Annotated in this window: 24 protein-coding genes; 14 read left to right on the top strand and 10 right to left on the bottom strand. The window is 68.7% G+C overall.

Annotation, left to right across the window (positions count from 1 at the left end; genetic code table 11):
* The first annotated feature begins 481 nt into the window (after positions 1–481).
* The gene (locus tag GEV27_RS16075; RefSeq protein ID WP_153935023.1) at positions 482–1,558 is read left to right on the top strand and encodes an SDR family oxidoreductase; all 1,077 of its coding nucleotides are present in this window, start codon (positions 482–484) and stop codon (positions 1,556–1,558) included.
* Positions 1,559–1,560: 2 nt separating this feature from the next.
* Here the strand turns inward: GEV27_RS16075 and GEV27_RS16070 are convergent, their stop codons facing one another.
* Complete coding sequence (locus tag GEV27_RS16070) at positions 1,561–2,034, bottom strand: MarR family transcriptional regulator (RefSeq protein WP_309222317.1); 474 nt, start codon at positions 2,032–2,034, stop codon at positions 1,561–1,563.
* A gap of 89 nt (positions 2,035–2,123) precedes the next feature.
* Between GEV27_RS16070 and GEV27_RS16065 the strand changes: the two genes are divergently transcribed.
* Entirely contained in the window at positions 2,124–3,011 is an 888-nt protein-coding gene (locus tag GEV27_RS16065) for an alpha/beta fold hydrolase (RefSeq protein ID WP_153935022.1), read from the top strand.
* Here the strand turns inward: GEV27_RS16065 and GEV27_RS16060 are convergent.
* Positions 2,992–3,558, bottom strand: a complete 567-nt coding sequence (locus GEV27_RS16060; protein WP_309222316.1) for a WHG domain-containing protein — start codon at positions 3,556–3,558, stop codon at positions 2,992–2,994. The genes GEV27_RS16065 and GEV27_RS16060 overlap by 20 nt on opposite strands.
* Before the next feature lie 54 nt (positions 3,559–3,612).
* On the opposite strand from GEV27_RS16060, the gene GEV27_RS16055 reads away from it, so the two are divergent.
* On the top strand, positions 3,613–4,347 hold the full coding sequence (locus tag GEV27_RS16055) for an MBL fold metallo-hydrolase (RefSeq protein ID WP_153935021.1): 735 nt from the start codon (positions 3,613–3,615) through the stop codon (positions 4,345–4,347).
* A gap of 71 nt (positions 4,348–4,418) precedes the next feature.
* Here GEV27_RS16055 and GEV27_RS16050 read toward each other — a convergent pair whose 3' ends face one another.
* From GEV27_RS16050 to GEV27_RS16040, 3 genes are read right to left on the bottom strand one after another with little or no spacing between them, the layout of a single operon-like run.
* The gene (locus GEV27_RS16050) at positions 4,419–5,186 is read right to left on the bottom strand and encodes an EAL domain-containing protein (protein ID WP_153935020.1); all 768 of its coding nucleotides are present in this window, start codon (positions 5,184–5,186) and stop codon (positions 4,419–4,421) included.
* A gap of 40 nt (positions 5,187–5,226) precedes the next feature.
* On the bottom strand, positions 5,227–6,021 hold the full coding sequence (locus tag GEV27_RS16045; RefSeq protein WP_153935019.1) for an MFS transporter: 795 nt from the start codon (positions 6,019–6,021) through the stop codon (positions 5,227–5,229).
* A gap of 49 nt (positions 6,022–6,070) precedes the next feature.
* On the bottom strand, positions 6,071–6,661 hold the full coding sequence (locus GEV27_RS16040; RefSeq protein ID WP_153935018.1) for a TetR/AcrR family transcriptional regulator: 591 nt from the start codon (positions 6,659–6,661) through the stop codon (positions 6,071–6,073).
* 128 nt (positions 6,662–6,789) lie between these two features.
* Between GEV27_RS16040 and GEV27_RS16035 the strand changes: the two genes are divergently transcribed.
* From GEV27_RS16035 to GEV27_RS16005, 7 genes are read left to right on the top strand one after another with little or no spacing between them, the layout of a single operon-like run.
* The gene (locus GEV27_RS16035) at positions 6,790–7,536 is read left to right on the top strand and encodes an alpha/beta fold hydrolase (protein ID WP_153935017.1); all 747 of its coding nucleotides are present in this window, start codon (positions 6,790–6,792) and stop codon (positions 7,534–7,536) included.
* A gap of 58 nt (positions 7,537–7,594) precedes the next feature.
* Entirely contained in the window at positions 7,595–8,158 is a 564-nt protein-coding gene (locus GEV27_RS16030) for a hypothetical protein (RefSeq protein ID WP_153935016.1), read from the top strand.
* Entirely contained in the window at positions 8,151–9,626 is a 1,476-nt protein-coding gene (locus tag GEV27_RS16025) for an NAD(P)/FAD-dependent oxidoreductase (protein ID WP_153935015.1), read from the top strand. Before GEV27_RS16030 ends, GEV27_RS16025 begins: the two co-directional genes overlap by 8 nt.
* Positions 9,623–10,027: a PaaI family thioesterase gene (locus GEV27_RS16020; protein WP_153935014.1), complete on the top strand. Its 405-nt coding sequence runs from the start codon at positions 9,623–9,625 to the stop codon at positions 10,025–10,027. The genes GEV27_RS16025 and GEV27_RS16020 overlap by 4 nt, the downstream gene beginning before the upstream one ends.
* A gap of 42 nt (positions 10,028–10,069) precedes the next feature.
* Positions 10,070–11,200, top strand: a complete 1,131-nt coding sequence (locus tag GEV27_RS16015) for an ABC transporter permease (RefSeq protein WP_153651871.1) — start codon at positions 10,070–10,072, stop codon at positions 11,198–11,200.
* Positions 11,197–11,880 (top strand): ABC transporter ATP-binding protein, encoded by a 684-nt coding sequence (locus tag GEV27_RS16010; RefSeq protein ID WP_153909351.1) that lies wholly within the window; start codon positions 11,197–11,199, stop codon positions 11,878–11,880. Before GEV27_RS16015 ends, GEV27_RS16010 begins: the two co-directional genes overlap by 4 nt.
* Positions 11,881–11,909: 29 nt before the next feature.
* Entirely contained in the window at positions 11,910–12,515 is a 606-nt protein-coding gene (locus GEV27_RS16005) for a TetR/AcrR family transcriptional regulator (RefSeq protein ID WP_153651869.1), read from the top strand.
* Here the strand turns inward: GEV27_RS16005 and GEV27_RS16000 are convergent.
* Both GEV27_RS16000 and GEV27_RS15995 read right to left on the bottom strand, forming a co-directional pair.
* A complete protein-coding gene (locus GEV27_RS16000) occupies positions 12,512–14,203 on the bottom strand; it encodes an NAD(P)/FAD-dependent oxidoreductase (RefSeq protein WP_153935013.1) in 1,692 nt (563 codons plus the stop codon). The genes GEV27_RS16005 and GEV27_RS16000 overlap by 4 nt on opposite strands.
* A 78-nt stretch (positions 14,204–14,281) precedes the next feature.
* Entirely contained in the window at positions 14,282–14,923 is a 642-nt protein-coding gene (locus GEV27_RS15995; RefSeq protein WP_153651837.1) for a TetR/AcrR family transcriptional regulator, read from the bottom strand.
* 167 nt (positions 14,924–15,090) lie between these two features.
* Between GEV27_RS15995 and GEV27_RS15990 the strand changes: the two genes are divergently transcribed.
* Positions 15,091–15,798 (top strand): flavin reductase family protein, encoded by a 708-nt coding sequence (locus GEV27_RS15990; RefSeq protein ID WP_153935012.1) that lies wholly within the window; start codon positions 15,091–15,093, stop codon positions 15,796–15,798.
* A 43-nt stretch (positions 15,799–15,841) separates the two neighbouring features.
* Here the strand turns inward: GEV27_RS15990 and GEV27_RS15985 are convergent, their stop codons facing one another.
* Together GEV27_RS15985 and GEV27_RS15980 are read right to left on the bottom strand one after the other, a co-directional pair.
* Positions 15,842–16,636, bottom strand: a complete 795-nt coding sequence (locus GEV27_RS15985) for a CoA ester lyase (RefSeq protein ID WP_153935011.1) — start codon at positions 16,634–16,636, stop codon at positions 15,842–15,844.
* The gene (locus tag GEV27_RS15980; protein ID WP_228765280.1) at positions 16,633–17,646 is read right to left on the bottom strand and encodes an acyl dehydratase; all 1,014 of its coding nucleotides are present in this window, start codon (positions 17,644–17,646) and stop codon (positions 16,633–16,635) included. Before GEV27_RS15980 ends, GEV27_RS15985 begins: the two co-directional genes overlap by 4 nt.
* A 157-nt stretch (positions 17,647–17,803) precedes the next feature.
* Between GEV27_RS15980 and GEV27_RS15975 the strand changes: the two genes are divergently transcribed.
* The 3 genes from GEV27_RS15975 to GEV27_RS15965 are packed head-to-tail and all read left to right on the top strand — an operon-like array spanning position 17,804 to position 20,931.
* Complete coding sequence (locus GEV27_RS15975; protein WP_153935010.1) at positions 17,804–18,982, top strand: CaiB/BaiF CoA-transferase family protein; 1,179 nt, start codon at positions 17,804–17,806, stop codon at positions 18,980–18,982.
* Between the two features lie 28 nt (positions 18,983–19,010).
* Entirely contained in the window at positions 19,011–20,162 is a 1,152-nt protein-coding gene (locus tag GEV27_RS15970) for an acyl-CoA dehydrogenase family protein (RefSeq protein ID WP_153935009.1), read from the top strand.
* A 28-nt stretch (positions 20,163–20,190) separates the two neighbouring features.
* Positions 20,191–20,931, top strand: a complete 741-nt coding sequence (locus tag GEV27_RS15965; RefSeq protein ID WP_153935008.1) for a GntR family transcriptional regulator — start codon at positions 20,191–20,193, stop codon at positions 20,929–20,931.
* 321 nt (positions 20,932–21,252) lie between these two features.
* On the opposite strand, the gene GEV27_RS15960 is transcribed toward GEV27_RS15965, so the two are convergent.
* Complete coding sequence (locus tag GEV27_RS15960; protein WP_228765279.1) at positions 21,253–24,744, bottom strand: DEAD/DEAH box helicase; 3,492 nt, start codon at positions 24,742–24,744, stop codon at positions 21,253–21,255.
* Between the last annotated feature and the right edge of the window lie 86 nt (positions 24,745–24,830).

The following is a 24,830-nucleotide window of genomic DNA, read 5'->3' as shown; positions in this document are numbered from 1 at the left end:
ACACTGTTGAGTTCTCAAGGATCAGACGCTCACCTCGACCCAGCCACTGGCTGAATCTCAGGGCAACTCGTCCAACTTACACGGCTCGTTTTCACCGGTCAAACCCGGGTCGGTCACCATGTCGCTCGTGCGTTGTTGCGGTCCGTCTCCGGGTGCTTGTACACCGTGCCGTCGACCGCTGCTCGAACTTGTCTGACGCCCTACGTTGCGCGCCTCGCGGCTGCGTTTCGCTGTGCTGTCCAACAAGAAGAACATTACACGGGCCCCTGCCGAGACGCCAAATCGAGATTGGCCGTTTCGTGCCTCTTGAGAGGCTGTCTCGCGCGGACGCCGCGAGATCTCGGGCAAAAGTCGTTGCGAACTTTTTTTGGACCCCGAAACCCGCTCCCCGGAATTGCAGGAGTGGGGCAGATCCGCCTCAGCGGGTACACCTGTGCGTCGGCCGGTTCGGCCGACTGCATCCTCCTCGGAAGGACTCCTCATGACCTCCCCCAGCACTCCCGGACGCGCCCTGGTCGTGGGCGCGACCGGCATCATCGGCCAGGCACTGAGCGCCCAGCTCGTCGCTCAGGGCTGGGACACGTTCGGCCTCTCGCGCAGTGGCCGCGCCCAGGCCGGCATCACCTCGGTCGCGGCGGACCTCGGCGACCCGCAGGGGCTCGCCACCGCCCTCGCCGACGTGCGTCCTGACCTGGTCGCCATCACGGCGTGGACCCGCCAGGAGACCGAGGAGCAGAACATCGCGGTCAACGGCGCAGCCGTGCGCCACGTGCTGGCGGCGCTCGAGCCCGCGGGGTCCGTGCAGCACGTCGCCCTCGTCACCGGGCTCAAGCACTACCTGGGGCCGTTCGAGGCCTACGGGTCGGGCGCGGTCCCGGACACCCCGTTCCGCGAGGAGGAGCCGCGACTGGACTACCCGAACTTCTACTACGCCCAGGAGGACGAGCTCTTCGCCGCCGCCGGGCGCAACGGGTTCACGTGGAGCGTGCACCGCTCGCACACCGTGTTCGGGTTCGCGACCGGCAACGCCATGAACATGGTGCTGACGATCTCGGCGTACGCCGCCCTGTGCCGGCAGCTGGGACGGACCTTCGTGTTCCCCGGCTCCGAGCTGCAGTGGAACGGGCTCACCGACGTCACCGACGCCGATCTGCTCGGCGAGCAGATCATCTGGGCCGGGACCCACGAGGCCGGCGCCGACCAGGCGTTCAACATCGCGAACGGGGACGTGTTCCGCTGGCGCTCCCTGTGGCCGCGCATCGCGGACCACTTCGGCGTCCCGTGGGAGGGCTTCGACAAGGAGCCCCGCCCGCTCGAGCAGAGCATGCAGGGCATGGCCGACACCTGGCGATCGATCGCCCAGCAGCACGACCTCGCCGAGCCGGACCTCGATCGCATCGCGTCGTGGTGGCACACCGACAGCGACCTCGGCCGCACCGTGGAGAGCCTCACCGACATGAACAAGAGCCGTCGCGCCGGCTTCCTCGGCTTCCGGGACTCCCGGGAGAGCTTCTTCGAGCACGTTCGTCGCTACCAGGAGGCCCGCATCATCCCGTGACGTCAGAGGGTCGGGTCGTCCGCGCCCCAACCGGGGGCGTCGAGGCGCACGGGACGGGTGCCGACCAGCTCGCGGAGGGCCTCCTCCATCCGGGCGAGGGTGCCCTCGCCCACGCGCCCCTCCCAGTCGGCACGGAGGAGGTCCATGATCTGCTGCCCCTCGGCGAGCATCGTCGCGCCCAGGGGCGTGACCTGGATCCTCGTCCGCCGACCGTCCGAGGGATCCGGCGCACGGGACACGAATCCGCGCGCCTCGAGGGCGGCGATCCTCTTGGCTGCCGCCTGCTTGGTCACGGCCATCCTGCGGCCGAGCTCCGAGGCGCTGTCGGCTCCGGAGAGGATCGCGTGCAGCGCGAAGTCGTCCACCGCGCGGACGTCCCCGTAGCCCCGCTCGGCCAGCTCCCGCGACGCGGCATCGGCCAGCGCGCGAAAGCCCCCCAGCAGGAGGAGCGCGAGGTCAGGCCCTGATCGTGACACGGGTGCAGCCTAGTCGCGCCCTTGCGAAGGACAACGTGGTTGTCTTAAGGTCAATCGACAACCACGTTGTCTATCAAGGGGAGGGCGTCATGCCCGTCGTCGAACCTCTGGGCGCGACCGTGCCCGGCGTCGCGCACCACCTCGATGAGATCAACGGGGTCCCGCTGCACCACGTCACCGCCGGGGACGCCGGAACGCCCGTCCTGCTGATCCACGGGTGGCCGGAGACCTGGTACGCCTTCCACCGCCTGATCCCCCTGCTGGCCGACCACCACCGCGTCATCGCGGTCGATCTGCGCGGCTTCGGCGACTCCGGGACAGACGCCCCGGCGTACGACCAGGCCAGCCATGTCCAGGACCTCCACCTGCTCGTCGAGCGGCTGGGCCTCGGCCCCGTCCACGTGGTGTGCCAGGACATCAGCGGCGGCATCGGCTTCCGCCTCGCGTCCACCCACCCCGAAGACGTGCTGAGCCTGACCGGGATCGAGACGACTTTGGCCGGATTCGGATTCGAGCTGCTCGCCGACGTCCTCCACGGCGGCTCCTGGCACGTCAGCTTCCTCGGGACGCCGGGGATCGCCTCGCTGCTCCTGCCCGGCCGCGAGCGGGAGCTGATCGCCGAGTGGGCCTATCCGCTGATGACGGGTCCAGCCGGTGGCATCGACCCGGGAACGATCGAGGAGTTCGTGCGCACGTACTCCCGAGACGACGCGTGGCGCGGCACCGAGGGCCTCTACCGCGAGCTGTTCGTCGACGAGGGTGCGACCCGCGCGCTCGCCGAGGAGCACCCGCTCACGATGCCCGTGCTGGCCGTCGACGGCGTCAACCGGCCGTTCACCGCGAACACCTTCGGACAGGTCGTCGCGGGCGAGCTCTCCGCGGTCGTGATCGACGACGTCGGCCATCTGGTCGCACAGGAGGCGCCCGAGGCGCTCGCCGAGGCCCTGTTGCACTTCATCAGTGGGGTCGAGCGGTGATCGCGTCGGCGAGGCGGGCGATCCCGTAGTCGAAGGCGGCATCGACCTCGCCGCCCAGGCGGAACTCACCGCCCAGCTCCATCGCGATGAACCCGGTGACCCAGGCCGTGATGGTCCGCGCCGCCTCGAGCGCCTCGTCAGGCCGGGCCAGCTCGGCCACCACCGCGAAGAGAGGCGCACTCGCGGCGAGCAGCTGCTCGTGCGACAGCACGTCCTCCTCCCCCGCCGAGAACACCAGCCGGTACGCCGCGGGCCGGGAGCGCGCGAACGTACGCACGGCGACGACCAGGTCCTCGAGCCGTTGGCGGGGGTCACCGTCGCCAGGGTCGGCCGCGAGGAGCTGGGCGCGCAGGTCGTCCGCGGCCGCCGCGGCGATCATGCCGATCAGCTCGCGCCGGCTGCTGACGCGCTTGTAGAGCGACGGAGCACGCACCCCGACACGCTGCGCGACGGCGACCATCGTGACCGCATCGAGTCCGTCCGCGTCAAGGATCTGCTCTCCTGCCGCGACGATCGCGGGCAGGGTCGTCCGTTCCGGTGTGGGCACGAGCCCATCGTAGGCTATTGCGCATAGCCATGATGGCTATGTAGTGTAGCCATCATGGAACTCGCACCCGGCCTCCGCCGCATCGGCAATGACGTCATCGCCACGCACCTCGTCGTGACCGATGACGGCATCACCCTCATCGACGCCGGTCTCGCCGGCCAGTGGCGCGACCTGCAGCGCGAGCTCGACGCGATCGGACGCGCCACGAGCGACATCCGCGGCGTCGTGCTGACGCACGGCGACAGCGACCACATCGGCTTCGCCGAGCGCCTGCGCCGCGACCACGGGGTGCCGGTCTTCATCCACTCCGCCGACGCGGCCCGCGCCCGGGGAGAGGAGAAGACGAAGCCGGCCATCGGTCGCGTCAAGGCGGCCCCGCTCCTGCGCTTCCTCGCGTACTCACTCCGCAAGGGCGGCCTGCGCACCCGCTGGCTCACCGAGGTCCAGGAGATCGCCGGCGGCCAGGTGCTCGACCTGCCCGGAGCGCCCGAGATCATCGACCTGCCCGGGCACTCCCCCGGCAGCGTCGCGATCCACGTCCCGGACGTCTCGGCGGTGTTCGTGGGCGACGGGCTGACGACCGGGCACGTGCTGACGGGCCACCAAGGACCCCAGCCGGCACCCTTCACCGACGACCCGGCCGCGGCCGCCGCATCCCTGGCCCACCTCGAGGACCTGCAGGTCGACTGGGTCGTCCCCGGGCACGGCGCACCGTGGCACGGCGGGGTCCCTGCCCTGCTGGCCGCCTATCGGGCGGCCACGCAAGTCCCGGGTTCCGACCAAACCTGAAGACCTAAGCCTTCAGGAAGGCTGCCGCGTTCCTCAGCATGGACGTCCCGGACCGGCTGGGCCTCCTCGACTCAGCCGAGGCCGGCGAGCGGTGAGATCAGCTCGGGGCGCACCTGAGGGAGCTGCTCGAACGCCGGGCGGGCGAACCAGTACCCCTGGAACAGGCGGATGCCGGCCCCCTTCAGCACCCGGAACTCCGCCTCGGTCTCGATGCCCTCGGCGAGCACCGTGATGTCCAGCTCCTTCGCGATGTCGACGATGCCGGCCACGACCACCTGCCGAGCCCGGCTCGTGTCGATCCCGCGCACGATGCGCATGTCGATCTTGATCAGGTCGGGCTGGAACTCGGCCAGCAGGCCCAGTCCCGCGTGCCCCGCGCCGAAGTCGTCGATCGCGGTCGTGAATCCGTGCTTGCGGTACTCGGTGATGATGTTCGTCAGGTGCACGGTGTCCGAGACCCGCTCGTCCTCGGTGAACTCGAACATGATCGAGGACATGGGGAACCCGGTCTCCCGGGCCGCGAGGAGCGTCGCTCGCAGGCACGCCGCGGGCTCGTAGACCGCATTGGGCATGAAGTTGATCGACAGCTTCAGCTCCTGGTCCGCGGGGAACAGCCGCGAGGCGAGCTGGATCGCCTTGACCCGGCAGTCCTGGTCGAAGCGGTACCGCTGGTCCGCCGACACCTGCGACAAGATCTCGCCGGCGCCCTCCCCAGCACGGCCGCGCACGAGCGCCTCGTAGCCCCAGACGCCCCCCGCGCCCGCGTCGTAGATGGGCTGGAAGGCCATGCTGAAGTCGACCTCGAGCTCGCTGGACGTCCTGCAGCCTGCGCACGTCATCGGGGTGCCTCCTCGTGACTCGCCGGCCGGTGCGCGCGGCTCACGCAGCGGGCGCAGGATCGGGGCTGCGACGCCGGGCCACGTGGAGCGCGAGCGTCGTGACCACCAGGACGACCGCCGCCACCACGGCTGCGACCAGGACCTCGGTGGTGTCGTCGCTGCTGCCGGTGACGGCGATGCCGATCATGGCCCAGATGCCTGCGGCGGCGTACGCCACATTGCCCCGGGTCGCGACCAGCACGGCCAGCAGGGCGATGACCGCGATCACGACCATGACGATCTGCCAGCCGAGCCCGTCGGCCTCCAGCGAGGTCGCGTCGACGAGTGCCGTGGAGAGGTTGAGGAAGAACGCAGCCGTGACCCACCCGGCGTAGAGGCCCACGGACGCGCCGGTGAGGACGGCGAGCCAGCGCGGGGCGATCGCCGCCCGGGCCGTCGTGAGCACCGCGTCCACAGCGGCCAGCAGCATCACGAGCAACGCCCCCGCGGTCGCCTCACTGCTGTCGAGCCCGGCCAGCACGATCCACACCGTGCCGCCGAGGTAGAGCACCACGAGATCGATCTGCAGGCGCCGCGGCACCGCGTCCGCGCCGCGTACCAGCACCGCGACGGCCTGGGCGATGGCCAGCGTGTAGATGACGCCCCAGATCGAGAACGCCCAGCCGACCGGGGTGATGAGCAGCTCAGGCCCTGAGCCGTCCCCCGGCGAGCTGCCGGGTCCGTTGGCCGTCACCACAGGGGCCACGACCTCGAGGACGGCGGCCACCAGCACCACCCATGCCAACCAGGTCTGGCCCGTGTCCCGCCGCGCGGCTGTCGTCCCTGTCGTCACCATGGGGCCTTTGTACCCCGTCGCGAGGCATCGAACGCGGACGCGCGGGTGTTCAGCGCCCCGGAACCGCCGAGGTGCCGCCCCGGATGACCGCCAGGCAGCCCCGGAAGAACGACCCGGCGACGGCGTTGGGGTCACCGAGATATCCCGCGACCATGGCGCCGTCGCGAAGGAGCATCAGGTCGTCCACGACGTCGTCGACGTCGGGCAGGTCCAAGGGAGAGAGGAGCTCGGTGAACATGGTCCGGTACCAGGCGCGGTGGGTGGCGACGGTCCTGCGCACAGGACTCTCGGGATCGGGGTTCTCGGCCGCGGCGTTGATGAAGGGGCAGCCGCGGAATCCCGGGCTGCAGGCCACGATCCCCGTCTGCTCGCAGATCGTGCGCAACGCTGTCACGGCGTCGCCGTTGCTCGCGGCGATGGCCGCACCGATGCCGTCCCGCTCGAGGGTCGCCCGCTGCTCGAGATAGGCGACGACGAGCTCGTCCTTGCTCTTGAAGTGGCGATAGAACGTCACCTTCGTGGTGCCGGCGCGCTCGATCACCTTGTCGACGCTCACCGCACGCAGACCCTGCGCGTAGAAGAGCTCGCTCGCGGCGTCGATCAGACGTTCACGCATGGGCACCGGCACGGGCTCGATCATACGGCTCCTCGCCCGGACCCCTTGCGCTGTGCCGCGGGACGGGAGTACGTTTCGTTGTAGAGTGACTAGTCATTCTACCTCGAGCGGCACATGCCACTCGTCCCCTCCACACCAAGGACAGACCCACCATGCACACTCCTCCCCCGTTCCTCATGACAGCGACCGACGAGTCCGGCTCCGGCGGAGCGCCCGGCACCGTCCGACCCACGATCGTGCTCGTGCACGGCGCATGGGCCGACTCCTCCAGCTGGTCACCCGTGGTCGAACGGTTGCTCGCCGCCGGCTTCCCGGTCCGCTCGATCGCCAACCCGCTGCAGGGCCTCGACACCGACACCGCATACCTGCTGAGCCACCTGGCCGCCATCCCGGGACCGATCGTCCTGGTCGGTCACTCGTACGGCGGCGCGGTGATCAGCAACATCGACCCGTCGGCGTACGACATCACGGCGCTGGTCTACGTCGCGGCATTCATCCCGCTCAAGGGCGAGGCCGTCGGTCAGCTCGCTGCGCAGTCCAGCACGCCCCTTCCGCTGCTGTCCGTCGAGGTCGACGGTGGCGCGGAGGTCACGATCGACCCGGCAGGCTTCCGGGCCGCGTTCGCCGGCGACCTCGACGAGACCAGCGCGGCCAACCTGGCCGTCGCCCAGCGGCCCGCCAATGTGCGCGCCGTCTCCGAGCCGAGTGTCAACGAGGCGTTCCGCTCGGTCCCGACCTGGGCGCTGGTCACCCGCCAGGACCACGCGATCGACGTGGACCTGCAGCGGATGATGTCGGGCCGCGTCGACGCGCGGGTCACCGAGGTCGACGCCTCGCACGCCGTGATGCTCAGCCGCCCCGATGCGGTCGCCGACCTCATCACCCAGGCAGCTCGATAACCTGCGCCCGCCGACACGAAACCCCCACCCACACCTGCCACTCACACCGAGGAATCTCATGACCACCATCACCACCAGCACCCGCGACCTCGCGACCGCACTGCGGAAGCTCTACTTCGTCAGATTCGGTTTCGCCATCATCTGGGCGATCCTGATCATCGCCACCGGAGGGGACATCGATGCATTCACCGCAACGCTGCTCGTGATCTACCCGCTGTTCGACGTGGGCGCCGCCCTCGTCGACCTCCGCGCCTCGAGGGCCACGCGTCCCGCCGCCGGCCTGTACGTCAACATCGCCCTCAGCACGGCCACCGCGATCGGCCTCGGCATCGCCGCCGCATCGGGCGAACCCGCTGTGCTCCGCGTCTGGGGCGCATGGGCCATCACCGCCGGGATCGTGCAGCTCGCCGTCGCGGTCACCCGCCGCAGGCTCGGCGGCCAGGTGCCGCAGATCCTCAGTGGCGGCATCTCCGTCCTCGCGGGCGGCTCGTTCATCGCCGCTGCCTCCGCGGACGACCCGACGCTGACCAACATCGCCGGGTACGCGGTGCTCGGCGGCATCTTCTTCCTCGTCTCGGCCCTGCGCCTGAACCGCGCGTCGGGAGTGGATCAGGATGCCTGAGGACACGTACGACGTCATCGTCATCAGGGCCGGTCCGGTCGGTGAGAACGTCGCCGATCGCATCGTGCAGGGCGGGCTGACTGCCGCGATCGTCGAGCGAGAGCTCGTCGGCGGGGAGTGCTCCTACTGGGCCTGCATGCCGACCAAGGCGCTGCTCCGCGACGCCGCCGCGCTTCGGGCCGTCCGCTCACTCCCTGCCGCGGCGCGGGCTGTCACGGGAGGGCTGGACCCGGCGGCGGTGCTGCGCCGGCGGGACAGCTTCGCCTCGCACTGGGACGACGCTGGACAGGTCAGCTGGCTCGTGGGAGCAGGCGTGGCACTGTTGCGCGGCCAGGGCCGCATCGTGGCCGACCGCACGGTCGAGGTCTCCTCGGCGGCCGGCGCGGCCACCACGGTCCATGCGCGTCATGCCGTCGTGGTGGCCACCGGCAGCAGCGCCTTCGTCCCCCCGGTCCCGGGACTGACCGAGACCGCGCCATGGACCAGCCGGCAGGCCGCCTCGGCGCAGGCGGTCCCCGCCCGGCTGACCATCGTCGGCGGAGGTGTCGTCGGGACCGAGATGGCCACCGCGTACTCCGCCCTCGGCGCCCGGGTCACGCTCGTCTCCCGCGACGGCATCCTGCCGACCGTGGAGCCGTTCGCCGCCGCCCGCGTGACCGCCGCACTCGAGAAGGCCGGAGTCGAGCTCTACCCGACGACCGCCCCGGCCGAGGCACGCCGGGACGGGACCGGCGCGGTCCACCTGACCCTCGCGGACGGGACGACGATCGTGTCGGACGAGATCGTGGTCGCGACGGGCAGGACGCCGAACACCACGGACCTCGGCCTGGAGCGGATCGGCCTGGCCCCGGGCGGCTGGCTGCGCGTCGACGAGTCGCTGCGCGTCGTGGACGCGGAGGGCGCGGTCGTCGGGGACGGGTGGCTCTACGCCGCGGGCGACGTCAATCGTCGCGCGCTGCTCACCCATCAGGGCAAGTACCAGGCGCGGGCGGTGGGCGACACCATCGTGGCCCGCGCCCGGGGCACCGAGGTCGACCTCTCGCCGTGGGGTCGGCACGCCGCGACGGCGGACGATCGCGCGGTCACGCAGGTGGTCTTCTCCGATCCGGAGATCGCCGCGGTGGGCCTCACCCTGCGGGCCGCGACCGACACCGGGCTCGACGTGCGCGCCGTCGAGTACGACCTCGGCGCCGTGGCCGGGGCGAGCCTGCACGCCGACGGGTACGAGGGTCGGGCGAGCATGGTCGTCGACGTGTCACGCAACGTGCTGGTCGGCTTCACCGTCGTCGGGCCCGATGTCGCCGAGCTGCTCCAGGCAGCCACGATCGCGATCGTGGGCGAGGTCCCACTCGAGCGGTTGTGGCACGCTGTCCCGGCGTATCCGACCATGAGCGAGATCTGGCTGCGTCTCCTCGAGACGTACGGCAGGGACGCCCATAACCGCACGCCTTTCCCAGGAGCACGATGACCATCACCCCGGAGGACGTCTACGCCCTCGCGCCGTACGCCAGGGCCCTGGGCGTGACGTTCGAGGACATGGACGCTGCCGAGCTGCGGACCCGGCTGGCGTTCACCGACGCCCTCTCGACCACGGGAGGATCGCTGCACGGTGGCGCGCTGCTCGGGCTGGCGGACGTGAGCGCCGCGGTGTGCGCGGCGCTCAACGCCCCGCCGGGCACCCGACCGGCCACGGCGGACTCGACAGCACGGTTCCTGCGTCCGGCCCACGGCGACGTGTCGGCTGTCTCGCGCCCGGTGCAGGTCACCCGGTCGCGGGCGATCGTCGAGATCGAGATCACCGACGCGACCGGCGACCTGTGCGCGAAGGTGACCCAGTCGGTGTCGCTCATCACCCCGCGGGACGCCTGACCCTGATGGTTTTGCCGACGGGGTGTCGGTATCATGGAGGACATGTTCCTGGCCCTCCGAGAGCTCTCATTCGCCCGCGGTCGATTCGCCCTGATGGGCGGCGTCGTCGCCCTCATCGCCATCTTGATGGTCCTGCTCAGCGGCCTCGCCGTGGGCCTGGCCAACGACGGAGTCTCCGGGCTCCAGCGCATCAAGGCGACCTCCTTCGCCTTCCAGAAGGACGTGTCCAAGGACTCGGCCTTCTCCCGTAGCGTCGTCGGCCCGGACGCCGTCGAGGCCTGGCAGAAGCAGCCCGGCGTGGCCGAGGCCGCTCCGTTCGGCAACACGCTGGTCAACGCGCGGACCAGCCGTGGCGTGGAGATCGACCTCGCCCTGTTCGGCGTGGAGACCGACTCGTTCCTCGTCCCCCAGCCGGCCGAGGGTTCCGCCCCGGCCCACGAGGGTGAGGTCGCGATCAGCTCGACCGCGGCCGAGGAAGGGGTCGAGATCGGCGACACGGTCACCCTGGAGCCGTCGGGCACCGAGCTGACGGTCGTGGGCGTCCTGGCCGACCAGAACACGTTCGGCCACGTCGACGTCGGCTACCTGCCGCTGCGCTCGTGGCAGGAGATCAAGGCCGGCGTGCAGCCCGGCGACGACGTGCCGTCGCGCGTCTACGACGAGTTCACGGCGGTCGCCGTCAAGGCCAAGGACGGGTCGACGGTCGACCTGGCCGCCGGGGACAAGGCAGCAGGGACGTCGTCCCTCACCCGCGAGGACTCCTACGGCGCATCGCCGGGATACACCGCCGAGACCTCCACGCTGCAGCTGATCCAGGTGTTCCTCTATGCGATCTCCGCGCTGGTCGTCGGAGCGTTCTTCACCGTGCTGACCATCCAGCGCCGCCAGGAGCTCGCCGTGCTGAGGGCCATGGGCGCCAGCACGCGGTATCTCCTGCGCGACAGCCTCCTGCAGTCGTTCGTGCTGCTCGTGGTCTCCGCGGGAGTCGGCATCGGCATCGGCCTGGCAGCCGGTGGCGCGATCTCCTCGACCCCCATGCCGTTCGCCCTCGAGGCCGGACCGATCATCGGCGCCACGGCGCTCCTGATCGTGCTCGGCCTGCTTGGAGCCGGCGTCGCCGTCATCCGAGTCACCCGTATCGATCCCCTCACCGCCCTCGGAGGCAGCCGATGACCGCCATCCTGACCATCACTGACGCGACCCTTCTGCTGGGGGACGGCGACGAGACCGTCCGCGCCCTCGACGAGGTGTCGCTGGAGATCGCGGCCGGCGAGCTGGTCGCCGTGGTCGGCCCCTCCGGATCGGGCAAGTCGAGCCTCCTGGCGATCGCCGGCGCGCTGACCACGCCGACGTCGGGCAGCGTGCGACTGGGTTCCACCGAGCTCACCGGCGTGAAGCCCCGCGAGCTGACCCGCCTGCGCCAGCAGGAGATCGGCTTCGTGTTCCAGAGCGGCAACCTCGTGCCGGCCCTGACCAGCATCGACCAGGTACGCCTGCCGCTGACGTTCGGCAAGGTCGCCGATCCCCGTGACCCGCTCGAGCTGCTCGCCGAGGTGGGCATGGACCACAAGGCCGATCGCCGGCCGCACGAGCTCTCCGGTGGCGAACGTCAGCGCGTCGGCATCGCCCGCGCACTGGTCACCCGCCCCCGGCTGCTCCTCGTCGACGAGCCCACCGCGGCCCTGGACCGCAAGCGGAGCCAGGAGGTCGTGGGCCTGCTCGCGGACGAGTCCCACAACCACGGTGTCGCGACGATCATGGTGACGCACGACAACGACGTCCTGCACCATTGCGACCGGGTGCTGGAGATGGTCGACGGTAGGCTCACCGCTGCGGTCATCGGATCCGCCTGACCGCTGCCAGGCCGAGCGACGGAGGACCCATGCCTCGCATCACGGCAGCCACGGTCGCCGAGCACCGCTCCCAGCAGCGCCAGGCCATCCTGGACGCCGCGCGAGGGGTCCTGGCCGCGACGGGCGCCGCGCCCACGATGAGCGAGGTCGGCCGGCTGACCGGGCTGGCCCGCAGCAGCGTCTACCAGTACTTCGCCTCGCCCGATGAGCTCCTCGCAGCAGTCGTGGCCGACATCTTCCCGGCCTGGGCGCGTACGGTCCTCGACCGGGTCGCCGCCGCGACGACTCCCGGCGACCGGGTGTGGGCCTACATCGAGGCGAACATCGATCTGTTCGACAGCTCCGAGCAGGCCGTGGCCAGGGCGCTGTCCCGGATCGTGGACCCGCAGGTGCTGATGCCACCCATGAAGGAGTTCCACCTGCAGCTCCAGGTGCCCCTGCGCCAGGCCCTGACGGACCTCGGGGAGAGCGAGCCCGACGCGGTCGCCGAGCACATTGACGCCCTGGTCATGCAGGCCTCGCGCGCGATCGACGCCGCGCGCGAGACCCTGGGCGACCGGGCCCGCACCCAGGCACTCGCGCGCGTACGCCGGCTGCTCGCGGGCTACCTGGGTGTTGCGCCCGTGGCCGACTAGGCCACTGGACGCCGGCGCACCGCCCGGCGGATGCGCGAGCCCGGCTTCGATGCCAGCAGCGGGTCGAAGTCGGGGGTGATCGGCGTCAGGTCGGCCTCGTCGACGAAGACCGCACCGTCGCGCACCTCCCGCTCGAGATCGCGTCCCAGGATCGTTCCGGCGGTCTTCATGCCGCCCCAGATCGTGGCGTTGATGCCGAACATGTGCTCGGTGCTGGCGCCTCCCAGGAACAGGCCCGGGATGTGGGTCCTGACCCGCGGGCGGAACGGGCCGAGGTTGCGCATCAGCGGCGCGATGCCGTAGCAGGAGCCGTCCGAGGTCAGCGTGAAACGCTCCTGCGTCATGGGCGTGGACGCCTCGCAGTACACCATCCGCTCGCGCAGGTCCGGGATCATCAGCGAGGCGGTGTCCAGGACACGCTCGGTGAGCTCGTCCTTGAGCTTGCGGTACTGCTCGTCGCGGCCGTACTCGGCTCCCTCCATCGGGTCGGTGTCGACGTTCCAGAAGGCGTGCTCCTTGGGGGCCCAGCTGACCAGCTCGAGGGTCGAGTAGCCCGGCGGTGCCGAGTGCGTGCCCTCGGGATCCTTCGCCGTGGGGCAGCTGATGCCGACCGGCATCTGCTCGGGACACCGTCCGGCCGCGACCTCGCGGTAGTAGCCGTCGACATCGTTGTTGGGCCAGACCCAGGCCAGCGGCGGGGTGCCGCGCTCACGCAGGTCGACGTCGAGCGCGACGTAGACCGCGAACATCGGCTGGGTCATCTCGAGACCGGCCAAACGCTTGCGGAGCCGACGGGTGAGGTGCTCGTCGCCGACCAGCTCGGTCCAGGTCTTCTTGTAGTCGCCCGCGGCCACGACGACGTCGGCCCGGACCTCCTCGCCGCCGCGCAGCCGCACGCCCACGGCGCGGCCGTCCTCGATGAGGATGCGGTCGACGCGCGACTTCGTGCGGACCGTGCCGCCGTGCGTCTGGATGACGTCCGTGAGGTGTGCGCCGATGACCTGGCCGCCGCCGCGCGGGTAGTAGGCGCCCGCTTGGAGGTAGTGGTGCAGCAGGCCTCCGTGCATCACGGCCGGCGTGCGGTGCGGCGGCCACGTGTAGTCGCCGTTCTCGGCCAGGATCACGGCCTGCGCGTCGCCGCTGAGGCCGCACGCGTCCATCAGCGTCGTGATCGGGCGCAGGCCCCAGCGCAGCAGTGCCCATGGCTTGCGGCGCGGCTCCTCCCCCGCGGAGATGATCCGCAGGATGCGCACGCAACGCCGCAGGCCCGCCTCCTCGTCGGGGAACGCGGCGACGAGCCGCTCGAGGTAGGTGTCCCAGCCGGTCGGAGTGTGGAACGTGGTGCCGGGGATCATGATGCGGCAGTGCCCCTCGGGGTCCTGGCGCAGCCACTTGATCCGCTCGGTGAGGGCCAGCCCGGACAGGGCGGTCTGCATCCGGCCGCCCGGGCCGCACTCGCCGACGTAGTGGGTGCCGACGTCGAACTCGAACTTGTTGCCGGCCCGGCGGAAGACCTGGGTGCTGCCGCCGACCACCTGGTTGGCCTCGAGGACCAGCACCTTCTTGCCGTTCGCCGCGAGGTAGGCCGCCGTGGTGAGTCCGCCCGGACCCGCGCCCACCACCACCGCGTCCCAGGTGTCGGTGTCGCCCTCGGGGGTCGGGGTCGAGGGCAGGGCGGTCTGTGTCATGCGGATCGCTTTCAAGAGTTCTGGAGTCGGACTCCAGTTAACTCCCTCAGGGGCCGCTGTGCCAAGGGCCCGCGCCGTTCAGGGGGTCGGCGAGTCCACGATCAGCCCCTCCAGCAGCACCAGGCCGGCCTCGATCACCGCCAGCTCGACGCGCTCGGGCGAGAGCACCAGGGCGTCGCGGCGCAGACCCAGCGTCGCCACCCCGTTCCACGCCCCGAAGAGGAAGTACGACATGAGCTCGGGATCGACCCGGCGGATCGCGCCGGTCTCGACGGCGTCCCGGATGCTCTGCTCGAACTCTCGTCGCAGCTGGCTGAAGCGGGCGACGACCTCCTCCTCGGCAGGCGTACGCGGACCGCGCTCCCCCGTCACCGTCAGATATCTCAGCACCGCCGGGTGGTCGAGCAGCAGCCGCAGGTACGCCGCTCCGACGCCCGCGAAGCGCTCGAGCGGTGACGTCTGCGCCGCGTACGCCGAGCGGAGCGCGTCCGTCGCCACGGCCAGGACGCGCTCAGTGACGGCTGCGAGGAGCCCGTCCTTCGTGCCGAAGTGCACGTAGACGGACGCCGGCGAGATCCCCGCCTCCGCGGCGACGTCCTCGATCCTGATCTCCTCGGCCGCGCGCTGCGACATCAACAGCTCGGCCGCGTCGAGAAGCAGGGCCCGGGTACGTTCCCTCCGGCGCGATCCGCGCGCGGCGGCGGACGTCTCGTCGTTCACGGCCCCACCCTAGGCCCGCCATGCCCCCAGCGCGGTCAGGCAGCTCCCGATGCCTCGCGAACCTCCGAGCACCTCGGCCCATGCGCCGCAGCATGGCGGACGTGACCTCCGCGTCCGTTTACTGCCAGTCCTCACGCTCGAGTTCTGGCAACGTCGACGTGGTGAACATGCTCGACACACACGCGCATCGAGTGATCGAGCCACGCGTCCTCTACTTCGGCACACCGGTGGTGCTCATCAGTACCGAGAACCCAGACGGGTCGACGAACGTGGCTCCGATGTCATCTGCGTGGTGGGTGGGTGGCTCATGCATGCTCGGGCTCGATGCGACGTCCCAGACCACCCTGAATCTCCAGCGGACCGGTGAGCTCGTGCTGAACCTCCCAGACTCGACGATGGTCGAGGCGGTCGACCGGCTCGCGCTCCTCACAGGCACCAGCACCGTCCCCGCACACAAGGTGATCAAGGGCTACACGCACGTGGCCGACAAGTTCGGCGCAGCGGGACTCACGCCCATCCCCTCCGATCTCGTCGCGCCGGCCCGGGTCCTGGAGTGCCCCATCTCGCTCGAGGCGTCGGTTCAAGGCGTGGCGCCGTTCGACGGGGAGGACAGCGGCCTCCTGGCGATCGAAGCACGGGTCATCCGCACGCACGTCCGTCCGGAGATGTTGATCGCCGGCTCGGATCGGCACATCGATCCGGAGAAGTGGGATCCGTTGATCATGAAGTTCACCCACTTCTATGGTCGCGGCGTGAACCTTCACCCCTCCAGGTTGGCCAAGGGGTGGCAGGTTCCCTCGGTCCGGTCCTTCCCGCACGAGGGAGCCGAGACCCGCTCCGCAGGCGTCGAGTCCACGAGCGCGACGAGCACCTGATCATCGTGAAGGGGACGTCGACGTTCGGACGGGACACATCCTCTCAGCGGACCCTCGCCAAGATCTGCGCTGCGCGCGCCAGCACCGGGGGGTCGACCATGGCGCCGTCGACGACCGCCACTCCCCCGCTCGTCACCGACTCGCGGATCGTGCGGGCCCACGCGAGCTCTTCGTCGGTGGGGCTCAGGGCTGTGTTGACCGGTCCGACCTGGCGGGGGTGGATGCAGAGCTTGCCCCCGAACCCCAGCTCCCGGGACCTGGCGACATCGGCGAGCAGCGGGGCCTCCGAGCGCAGCACCGTGGTGACCCCGTCCACCGGGGCTGCCAGTCCAGCTGCAGCCGAGGCGACGACGAGCCGACCTCGCGCGTACGCAAGGGCAGCAGGCGAGGCCGGGTCGACGCCGAGCTCGGCCGAGAGGTCCACATTGCCGAACGCGAGTCGCACGACCCCGGGCGCTCCTGCCACCTCGTCGACGTCGCGAATTCCACGCGCCGTCTCCACCAGCGCGAGGAGGCGGTCGCCGACCACGGCGTGGACCCCCGCCAGCTCCTCCGCGGACTCCGACTTCGGCACCATGACGCCCGCGTCCGTCGACGCCAGCGCAGCGATCTCCGCGGCATGCCACGATGTGCCGGCCCCGTTGACGCGGACGACCGCGCGACGACCGGCACGGAGCCACGACAGAGCGTGCTCCAGCGCTGCCGGCTTGGCATCGGGAGCCACGGCATCCTCGAGGTCGATGACGATGGCATCGGCTCCGGCAGAGGCGGCCTTCTCGAACCGGTCGGGTCGGTCGCCCGGGACGAACAACAGGCTGCGCGCGTGCAGGTACGTCATGCCATCACGACCGTCAGGCGCCAGTCGAGGACCGGGGCGGTCGACCCGCCCGGTCGACGCGCATCGACCGTGACGCGCAGGTGCGCCAGCCCGCCGCCGTCGGGCAGCGCATCGAGACCTTCGACCACGACCGTCGACGCAAGGGTGTCGTCCTCGTGGACGGGCCCGGTGTGATCACAGCTCTCCCAGCCGGCGACGGTCACCATCGCGGGAAGCGCGCGGGTCACCTGGTGCAGCGCCAGTCCGATCGTGTGACCGCCATAGACCAGCCGCGTCCCACCCGCGCAGCCCGCGTCGTGGTGGACGGTCGCGATGTTGCCGGTCAGCCGGGCGAGCTCGGGGGCGCTGGACACGACGTCGGCTCCCTGGACCACCCAGATCATGCCCACCCGAAGATCGCTGAAGTGCTCGCCCGGGACTCGATCGCGGAACCTCGCCAGATCCCACCCGGCGACGGCGGCGCCGAGGTCGCCGGGCCGCTCGCGGCCGATGGCACCGAGGTCGTCCGCAGGCAGCTGGGGCTCGGCCCTCTCCGACAGCGGCAGCATGGCGCACCGCCAGTAGTCGAGCACCGGACGGTCGTGCTGATCGGTCGTCACGATGTGAAGCGCCGCCAGACCACTGGGCGAACGCCCGGGACGGCGGCTGTTCTCCTTCAACCCGTCGACCGTCGTCACCGTGGTGAGCGTGTCCCCCAGGACGGGGAACCGGAAGAACGACAGGCCCCGGTAGAACAGGTTGGCCTTGACGTGCTGCGTCACCGTGGTCGACTGGCCGATGGAGACGTCCCAGACGAGCGCCGGCGAGGCAAGCCCCCGCTGTCCCGTGACCGCGGTCGACAAGGTGTCGTCGAGGGACAGCCGCAGGCGGTTGCCCACGATCGCCTTGTGCGCTGCGGCCAATCCGTCGGTCAGCGTCACCGGCGGTGCGTCCGCGAACCCCTGCCCGACAACGAGCTCGTCGAGGTACGGGCCCTGCACGACCCGGGTGCGGGCCTCCTCGTCGGACACGGCGACTCCTTCGCGGGGATCAGAAAATGTACGGCCAAATGATCGTAGGCGATGAGGCGCCCTTGACGGACGTGTTTGTGCGCTGCGCCACACCCGATGGCCGCCTGACGACATTTGGCCGTACATTTGCCGCACCCATTCGCCGGAAGGAACTGACATGAAGCCCCTCGACGGAGTCACCGTCGTCAGCATGGAGCATGCTGTCGCCGCTCCGTTCGCCACGAGGCAGCTCGCAGATCTGGGTGCCCGGGTCATCAAGATCGAGCGTCCGCGAGTCGGCGACTTCGCGCGCGGCTACGACGAGACGGTCCACGGCGAGTCGAGCTACTTCGTCTGGCTCAACCGGTCCAAGGAGTCCCTGACGGTCGACGTCAAGAGTCCTGACGGCCAGGCCATCATCCGCGAGCTGCTCGCGGACGCGGACGTGTTCGTCAACAATCTCGGGCCCGGCGCGATCGACCGTCTCCGCCTCGACGCAGCAACGCTGGCCGCATTGAATCCCCGACTGATTCACGCGACGATCTCGGGCTACGGCACGACGGGAGACTGGGCGCACCGCAAGGCCTACGACCTGCTGGTGCAGTCAGAGGCCGGGCTGGTCTCGATCACCGGGGGCCCCGACGAGATCGCCCGCGCCGGGATCTCGGTCGCCGACATCGCCGCCGGGATGTACACCTACAGCGGAATCCTGACCGCGCTCCTGCACCGGGCCAACACCGGACGCGCCGCGCCCGTGGAGGTCTCACTGTTCGAGGCTCTCGCCGAGTGGATGGGCAGCCCCGCGTACTACGCGGCCTACGGCGGTCGAGAGCCCGAGCGGGTCGGTGCCCAGCACGCGACGATCGCGCCGTACGGGCCCTATGAGAGCGCCGACGGTGAGATCGTCATGCTGGCCGTGCAGAACCACCGCGAGTGGCAGGACTTCTGCCGTGTCGTGATGGGCCAACCCGCCCTCGCGTCCCAACCTGAGTTCGCCACGAACTCTGCTCGGTGCGAGCACCGCGCCGAGCTCAACACGGTCATCGCCGAGCGTCTGGGGCAGCTGGGCACGCACGCCCTCGTGGGTCTCCTCGACTCCGCAGGGGTCGCCAACGCGCGCGTCAACACGATGTCGGACCTGGCCGAACACCCGGCACTGGTCTCACGTGACCGCTGGGTCGAGGTGGACAGCCCCGGCGGTCGGATCCGTGCCCTCCGACCACCCGCGACCCTGGGCGGGATCGAGCCCCACATGGGTGGCGTGCCCGCGCTGGGCGAGCACACCGACACCATCTTGACCTCGCTCGGCTACTCGGCCACGACGATCGACCGGCTCCGGTCCGCAGGAACCCTCTGACCCCGCACCACCGACACGAAGGACCACCATGCCGCAGCTGAACACCGATGAGCAGGCCGTCGTCGCCACCGTCCGCGACTGGGTCGACCGCAAGGTCCGACCGGTCGTCCAGGAGCTCGAACACTCCAACACGTATCCCGAGAGCCTCATCGATCAGATGAAGGAGCTGGGCATCTACGGGTTGGCGATCGACGAGGAGCACGGTGGCACGCCGGTCTCGATGCCCTGCTACGTCGAGATCACCGCGGAGCTCGCGCGTGGGTGGATGTCGCTGGCCGGCGCGATGGGCGGCCACACCGTGGTCGCGAAGCTCCTCGCGGCCTACGGCACGGACGAGCAGAAGCAGCAGTACCTCCCCCGCATGGCGACAGGCGAGGTCCGCGCGACCATGGCGCTGACGGAGCCCGGGGGCGGCTCGGACCTGCAGGCCATGACGACGACGGCGCGCCGTGACGGCGACGAGTACGTCGTGTCCGGGTCCAAGACCTGGATCAGCAACGCGCGTCGGTCACAGCTCATCGCACTGCTGTGCAAGACCGACCCGGCGGCGCAACCGGCTCACAGCGGGATCTCCGTCCTCCTGGTGGAGCACGGGCCCGGCCTGGTCGTCTCGCGCGACCTGCCCAAGCTCGGCTACAAGGGAGTGGAGGCGTGCGAGCTGTCCTTCGACGGCTATCGGACCCCCGCATCGTCGGTCCTTGGGGGCGTGCCGGGCCGAGGGTTCCCGCAGATGATGAAGGGGCTCGAGACCGGGCGCATCCAGGTGGCCTCCCGGGCCCTCGGCGTCGCCCAGGCTGCGTTCGATGACGCGCTGTCGTACGCGCAGGAGCGCGAGTCGTTCGGCAAGCCGATCTGGAAGCACCAGTCGATCGGGAACTACCTGGCCGACATGGCCACCAAGCTCACGGCTGCCCGGCAGCTGACGCTGCACGCCGCGGAGCTGTACGACGCCGGTGCACGGGTGGACATGGAGGCCGGCATGGCCAAGCTCTTCGCCTCTGAGGTCGGCATGGAGATCGCCCTCAACGCCGTCCGCATCCACGGCGGCTACGGGTACTCCACCGAGTACGACGTCGAGCGCTACTTCCGCGACGCCCCCCTGATGATCGTCGGCGAGGGCACCAACGAGATCCAGCGGAACGTCATCGCCTCCCAGCTCGTGGCACGCGCCCGTCGTTAGACTCACCTCACCACGACCGGAGGACCTGATGCCCAGCCGTACCGGCAGCAACCGCGCTGCGTACGCCGTGCTCGCCGATGAGCTGCGCGCCGGGATCGTCCGGGGCGACTACGCCGGCGAGCGCAGGCTGCCGACCGAGACGTCCCTCGCTGTCGAGCACGGGCTGAGTCGCCAGACGGTGCGGCGGGCGTACCTCGAGCTCGTGTCCGAGGGGCTCGTGAACCGCGTCCCCGGGCGTGGCACGTTCGTCGCCGACCGGCCGCCCACGTATCGCCGCCAGTTCGCGTCGGTCGAGGACCTCATGGGGCTCGCGATCGACACCACGGTCGAGATCGTCCGCCCCCTGTCCCGCGGAGTCAGCATCGAGACGGCCGCCCGTCTCGCTCTCGACAGCGACGTCGTCCACTCCCTGGCCTACATCAGGTCGCACCAAGGCGTCCCGTTCGGCTGGACCACGGTCAGCCTCCCGCCGTCCGTCGCGACGTTGCTGTCCGACGTCCCCGAGGTGTCGACGGTCGGTGCGTCGCACTCGTTGACCGTCATCGGTCTGCTCGAGCAGCGGCTAACCCACCCGATAGCCGAGGCCGAGCAGACCATCTCGGCTGTCCGCGCCGACGGGCGCCTGGTCGATCTGCTCGGGTGCAACCCCGACGACCCCATCCTTCGCATCGACCGGCTCTTCATCAGCGCCACCGGCGACCCGGTCGAGCTGTCGGTCGGCTACTTCCTGCCCGACCAGTACACCTATCGCACCACGCTCCGCCGATGAGCACCCTCTCGTGTCCGAGGCGCTCGCACACGAGAATGGTGGCGCACATGACAAAGGCCCTCACTGTCTCCAGTGAGGGCCTTCGTGATTGGTAGCGGGGACAGATCAGATCATCTGAACCGGCCACCTTGCTGAAGGCCTTCTGCGCGTGAAGTTGATGGTTGCGGTGGCAGATGCCACCCGCAATTGACGGTACCTGATGAGACCGACAGCGCTCCAGGTTCGACCCGGCCAGCCTGTTTGCGTGCTCAGGCAGTACTCAAGCTCATCGCTACTGCGCTGAACAACTCGCTCGGGGTCTGACAGATGACGACAAGTGATCTACAAGCGCTCACGCGAGAACCGAATACCGGTGTCGTCGACCACAGCGCTAACGTCGAGCCCACTCGCCCGCAACTGGAGAACATCCAAGTGATCGCGTGCAGCGATTTCTCCAATCCGGTGAGCGCCGTCACCGACAGTCCAGACCTCTAGGGGTGTTCGTCCATTGAGTCGACGAATCTCAACGGTTCCATGGTCGTCTGCACTCAGTGCAGCGCTATCGCGAAAGCCTACGGATCCCTCACCGTATTCGAGTAACCGCCTAACAAGACCTGAGCCACCGGCCCTCACGCGCGTGGCAAGATCCTCAATCTCTCGATCAGAGGTCTGAAACAGCTCGATCCACCCCTCGATATGAAGGTCCGTCAACCAATCCACGACGTAGGGGCCGCTGAGGTCGCGCTGTGCCGCCGACTGCCCCACTAGATAGGCGAGCCGCCTGGACCGCACTCCTGCCACTAGCAACTCGAGGGCTTGGTTCGTATCGACGCCGTAGCGAATTAGATAGGAGAGATTTGGCGGAAATGACAGATGATGCCCGGACTCGTCCAAGATCTCGTTCGCCTGCTCAAGCACTACCCCCACAGTCCAACTAAGAAAGTGCTCGAAAGTCTCACTAACCGCATCAACGGTCTGCTCGAGCCGCCAAGACGCATCATTCACCGTCGGAAGCATCAAGGCAGCAAGGGACGCCATGTCGGAGCCTGCCAACCAACTTCGCAACGAATCGATCAACGGCACCTCAATCACGTCGCGTGCTCTCGGCGACAGCTTGAACGTCCACGCTTTGCCTGCTTCCTGCAGACCGAGAAGCGATTGGAACACACCCGCTTCTTCCAGAATGGTCAATGTCGTATCGAGGTCGAGGATCAGATTGCCAGTTGGTTCTGCACTCCGATGGGCCTCAGTCGCGACGAGCGCGGCCGTTGCGAGATCAGTGGCAATCCGCTCGACCGTCCGAGCACTTCCGATCGTGGTGCCAGCGATGGCCCACCGGCGCCGGCTGGCAGGCGAAACCGTGTCATAGGTCCTCTCGACTGCGCCCGCGAGGGCCAGCCACCGGTTGCGCAAATCGGGTGACAACTGTCTGAACGCAAGCATGGAGCCAACTGCCCTTGCAAGGTCGTGGCCGGAGCCAGCTTGCTGCAATCGCTCCTGCGCTGAAAGCACGAACCACACGTACGAAACGAAATCGGTTGCCTCACCCGCGTCGAGGTCAAAGATGGAATCCGCGCTTGTCGCGATCAGAGCCTCCGCTGCCGCGAGACCCTCCAGCGCTCCTTCAGTTGTCAAGGTTGACGCAACCCTTAGATCTTCATCTGCTGGCCGCAGCAGATCGAAATCAGAGTTGCGCGGGCTGCCGTTGATGCATAAAACGATCCAGCCTTCGGTCTCCCTGCCCGCACGGCCGGAGCGACCCACGGCGTTCAGGAGCTGGGCAGCATCGAGCTGCTGCTCTGGCGGCTGGCCCTCGTACCTGGTTTCAGAGACGAGAACCGTCCGAACCGGGAGATTCACGCCGTCCGTCAATGTAGTTGTGGCGACCAGCGCCCTGAGTTGTTCCTCGCGGACAGCCTGCTCCAGTGCATCCAGAACGTCCACCGGCAAGCCGGCGTGGTGGTAACCGACGCCTCGACGAACACAGTCGATGAGCGGATGTTCCTCTCCGAGCCTCTCCACAAGGAACTCAACCAAGCCGGCAGTCGCAGGCGTCTCTTCAAGCTGCGCCGCAAGTTCCTTCGCTGCGTCTCGCGCATACGCCCTTTGTGACACGATCATCAGAAGACTTCCCGCCTTCAGCAGGATTGAAGCAACGCGAGCGCACTGCCGGTAGAAGGCTGTGCTCCCTGGACCTGGTTTCGAGCCCTCAGAGCCGACGATCCGAACACTTTGCCCGATCTCGGTCGTAACAAGCGTCCTGACCTGGGACTCTGCGGGACGAATCTTCAACTCCCCAATGAGCGGAGTCGTCTCCTTCGTTGGGTACTTCAACGACTGACGGGGGGCACGCACGGCTTTATCGGTTTGACGCCTTGAGTAAAGCAGCGCGTGAAGCCTTCGAGGCCCACGCCAGTCAGAACTAAACAGTACTTCCGGCCTGCTGTCGTCCAGCCACGTAGCAACTTGCTGCGCGTTCCCCATCACGCCAGACAAGAGTACGAGCCGAGCGTCAGTCGTCGAGAGTGTGGCCAGAAGCGTCTCAAGCAGCAGACCACGACCACGTTGGGCCATCATGTGAGCCTCATCTACGACAAACATTGAGAACCTACTCAAGACCGCCTCGGGATCCCTTCGAAGCATGTGGGCTAGGCGCTCAGGCGTCATCACCTCAACGGCGCCTCCCGTCGGCTCGCCGAGCATCGAGAAGATCTCCTCGATAGTCATTGAGGAGAAGTCTGGAAGGTCAGTACCGAGGCCCTTGTCCAAGATGCGCAACCTCGTCGCAAGCGCCTGACGCATCTCTCGACCGAGGCTCCGTAGGGGCGTTATGTAGCAAATGTCTCCATCTCGATTTGCCAAGTGCTCACAGATAATGACCTGGGCGAGCAGCGTTTTCCCCGCGCTGGTCGGAACCGATAGCAGCAATCGCTTCGTGCTCGCGTCAAGGGGATTGGCACCCTCACGAGTTAGCAGTTCCTGTTGCGGGGGCCAAAGCGTGAGGACAGGTGGCGACCCCATGGTGAACGCCTGCGCCAGAGCGTCCGGTCCATCTGACGGGAAAACACTCCAAGTGCTTGATGCCTCAAGCCCATCAACAATCTGAAGAAGGTGGGCTGACACCCAGCGAGCATCATGATCACCCACCCCTGCGCTTCGATCGACCACTGACCGCAGCGCTGTACGCGCCGAACCGATTCGTTCTCGAGATCCAAAACGCAAGAACTCCATCAGGTCGGACACGGCTTTTACGACTTGCTCCGCGGGACCGAACATCGTACTAAACAGATCGTCTGCCCCAAGCGTCTCCGCCATCACCCGACAATCAAGGCGCCATCTTCCAATCAGTTCGCCAGCCCTGCGAAAATCGAGCCCCAAGAACGCGACGCCCGCACGCAATGCCATTCTCTCGAAGTTTCGGTAGCTCACTGACAGCGACGAAGGCTCTCCGGATCCAACCCGTGCGGCTACTCCGAAAGCAGGTGAAAACGTGTAACTCAGGCGCAGTTCAATCTCAGCACCGTCTCGGTCTGGGACCAACGGTTCTTGCGAAACGTCCTCAAGAAGGTTGTCAACGCGCCGCCAGATTGCAGACGCGTTGGGGTCAAGCCCGGCACGTCGATAGCCAACCTGCGCAGCGAAGGCAAATGTCAGTTGATCGTGCTCCGACGCGTCAGGCGTGCTCAGCGCAAGGTCAAAGATGTGAGCAGATACTTGAAAAGCACGCCGCTGACGAACAGGGTTGAAGATCTCGGCCGCGTCGACGGCGGACGCCACACCATGCAAGTACCACGCAGTCTTCAGCAGCTGCGGAGCAATGCTCTCGGGCTGCATGAACGCTTGTACTTCGACGTCTGCGACTAGGTTGATGAGTTCCGAGACTGTCGGAAGCTCTCCAGCGACGTGATTGCCCAAAGCGT

The sequence above is a fragment of the Aeromicrobium sp. S22 genome, from assembly GCF_009661045.1.
In the GTDB taxonomy this organism is placed as follows: domain Bacteria; phylum Actinomycetota; class Actinomycetes; order Propionibacteriales; family Nocardioidaceae; genus Aeromicrobium; species Aeromicrobium yanjiei.
This window is presented reverse-complemented; position numbering and strand designations above follow the sequence as displayed.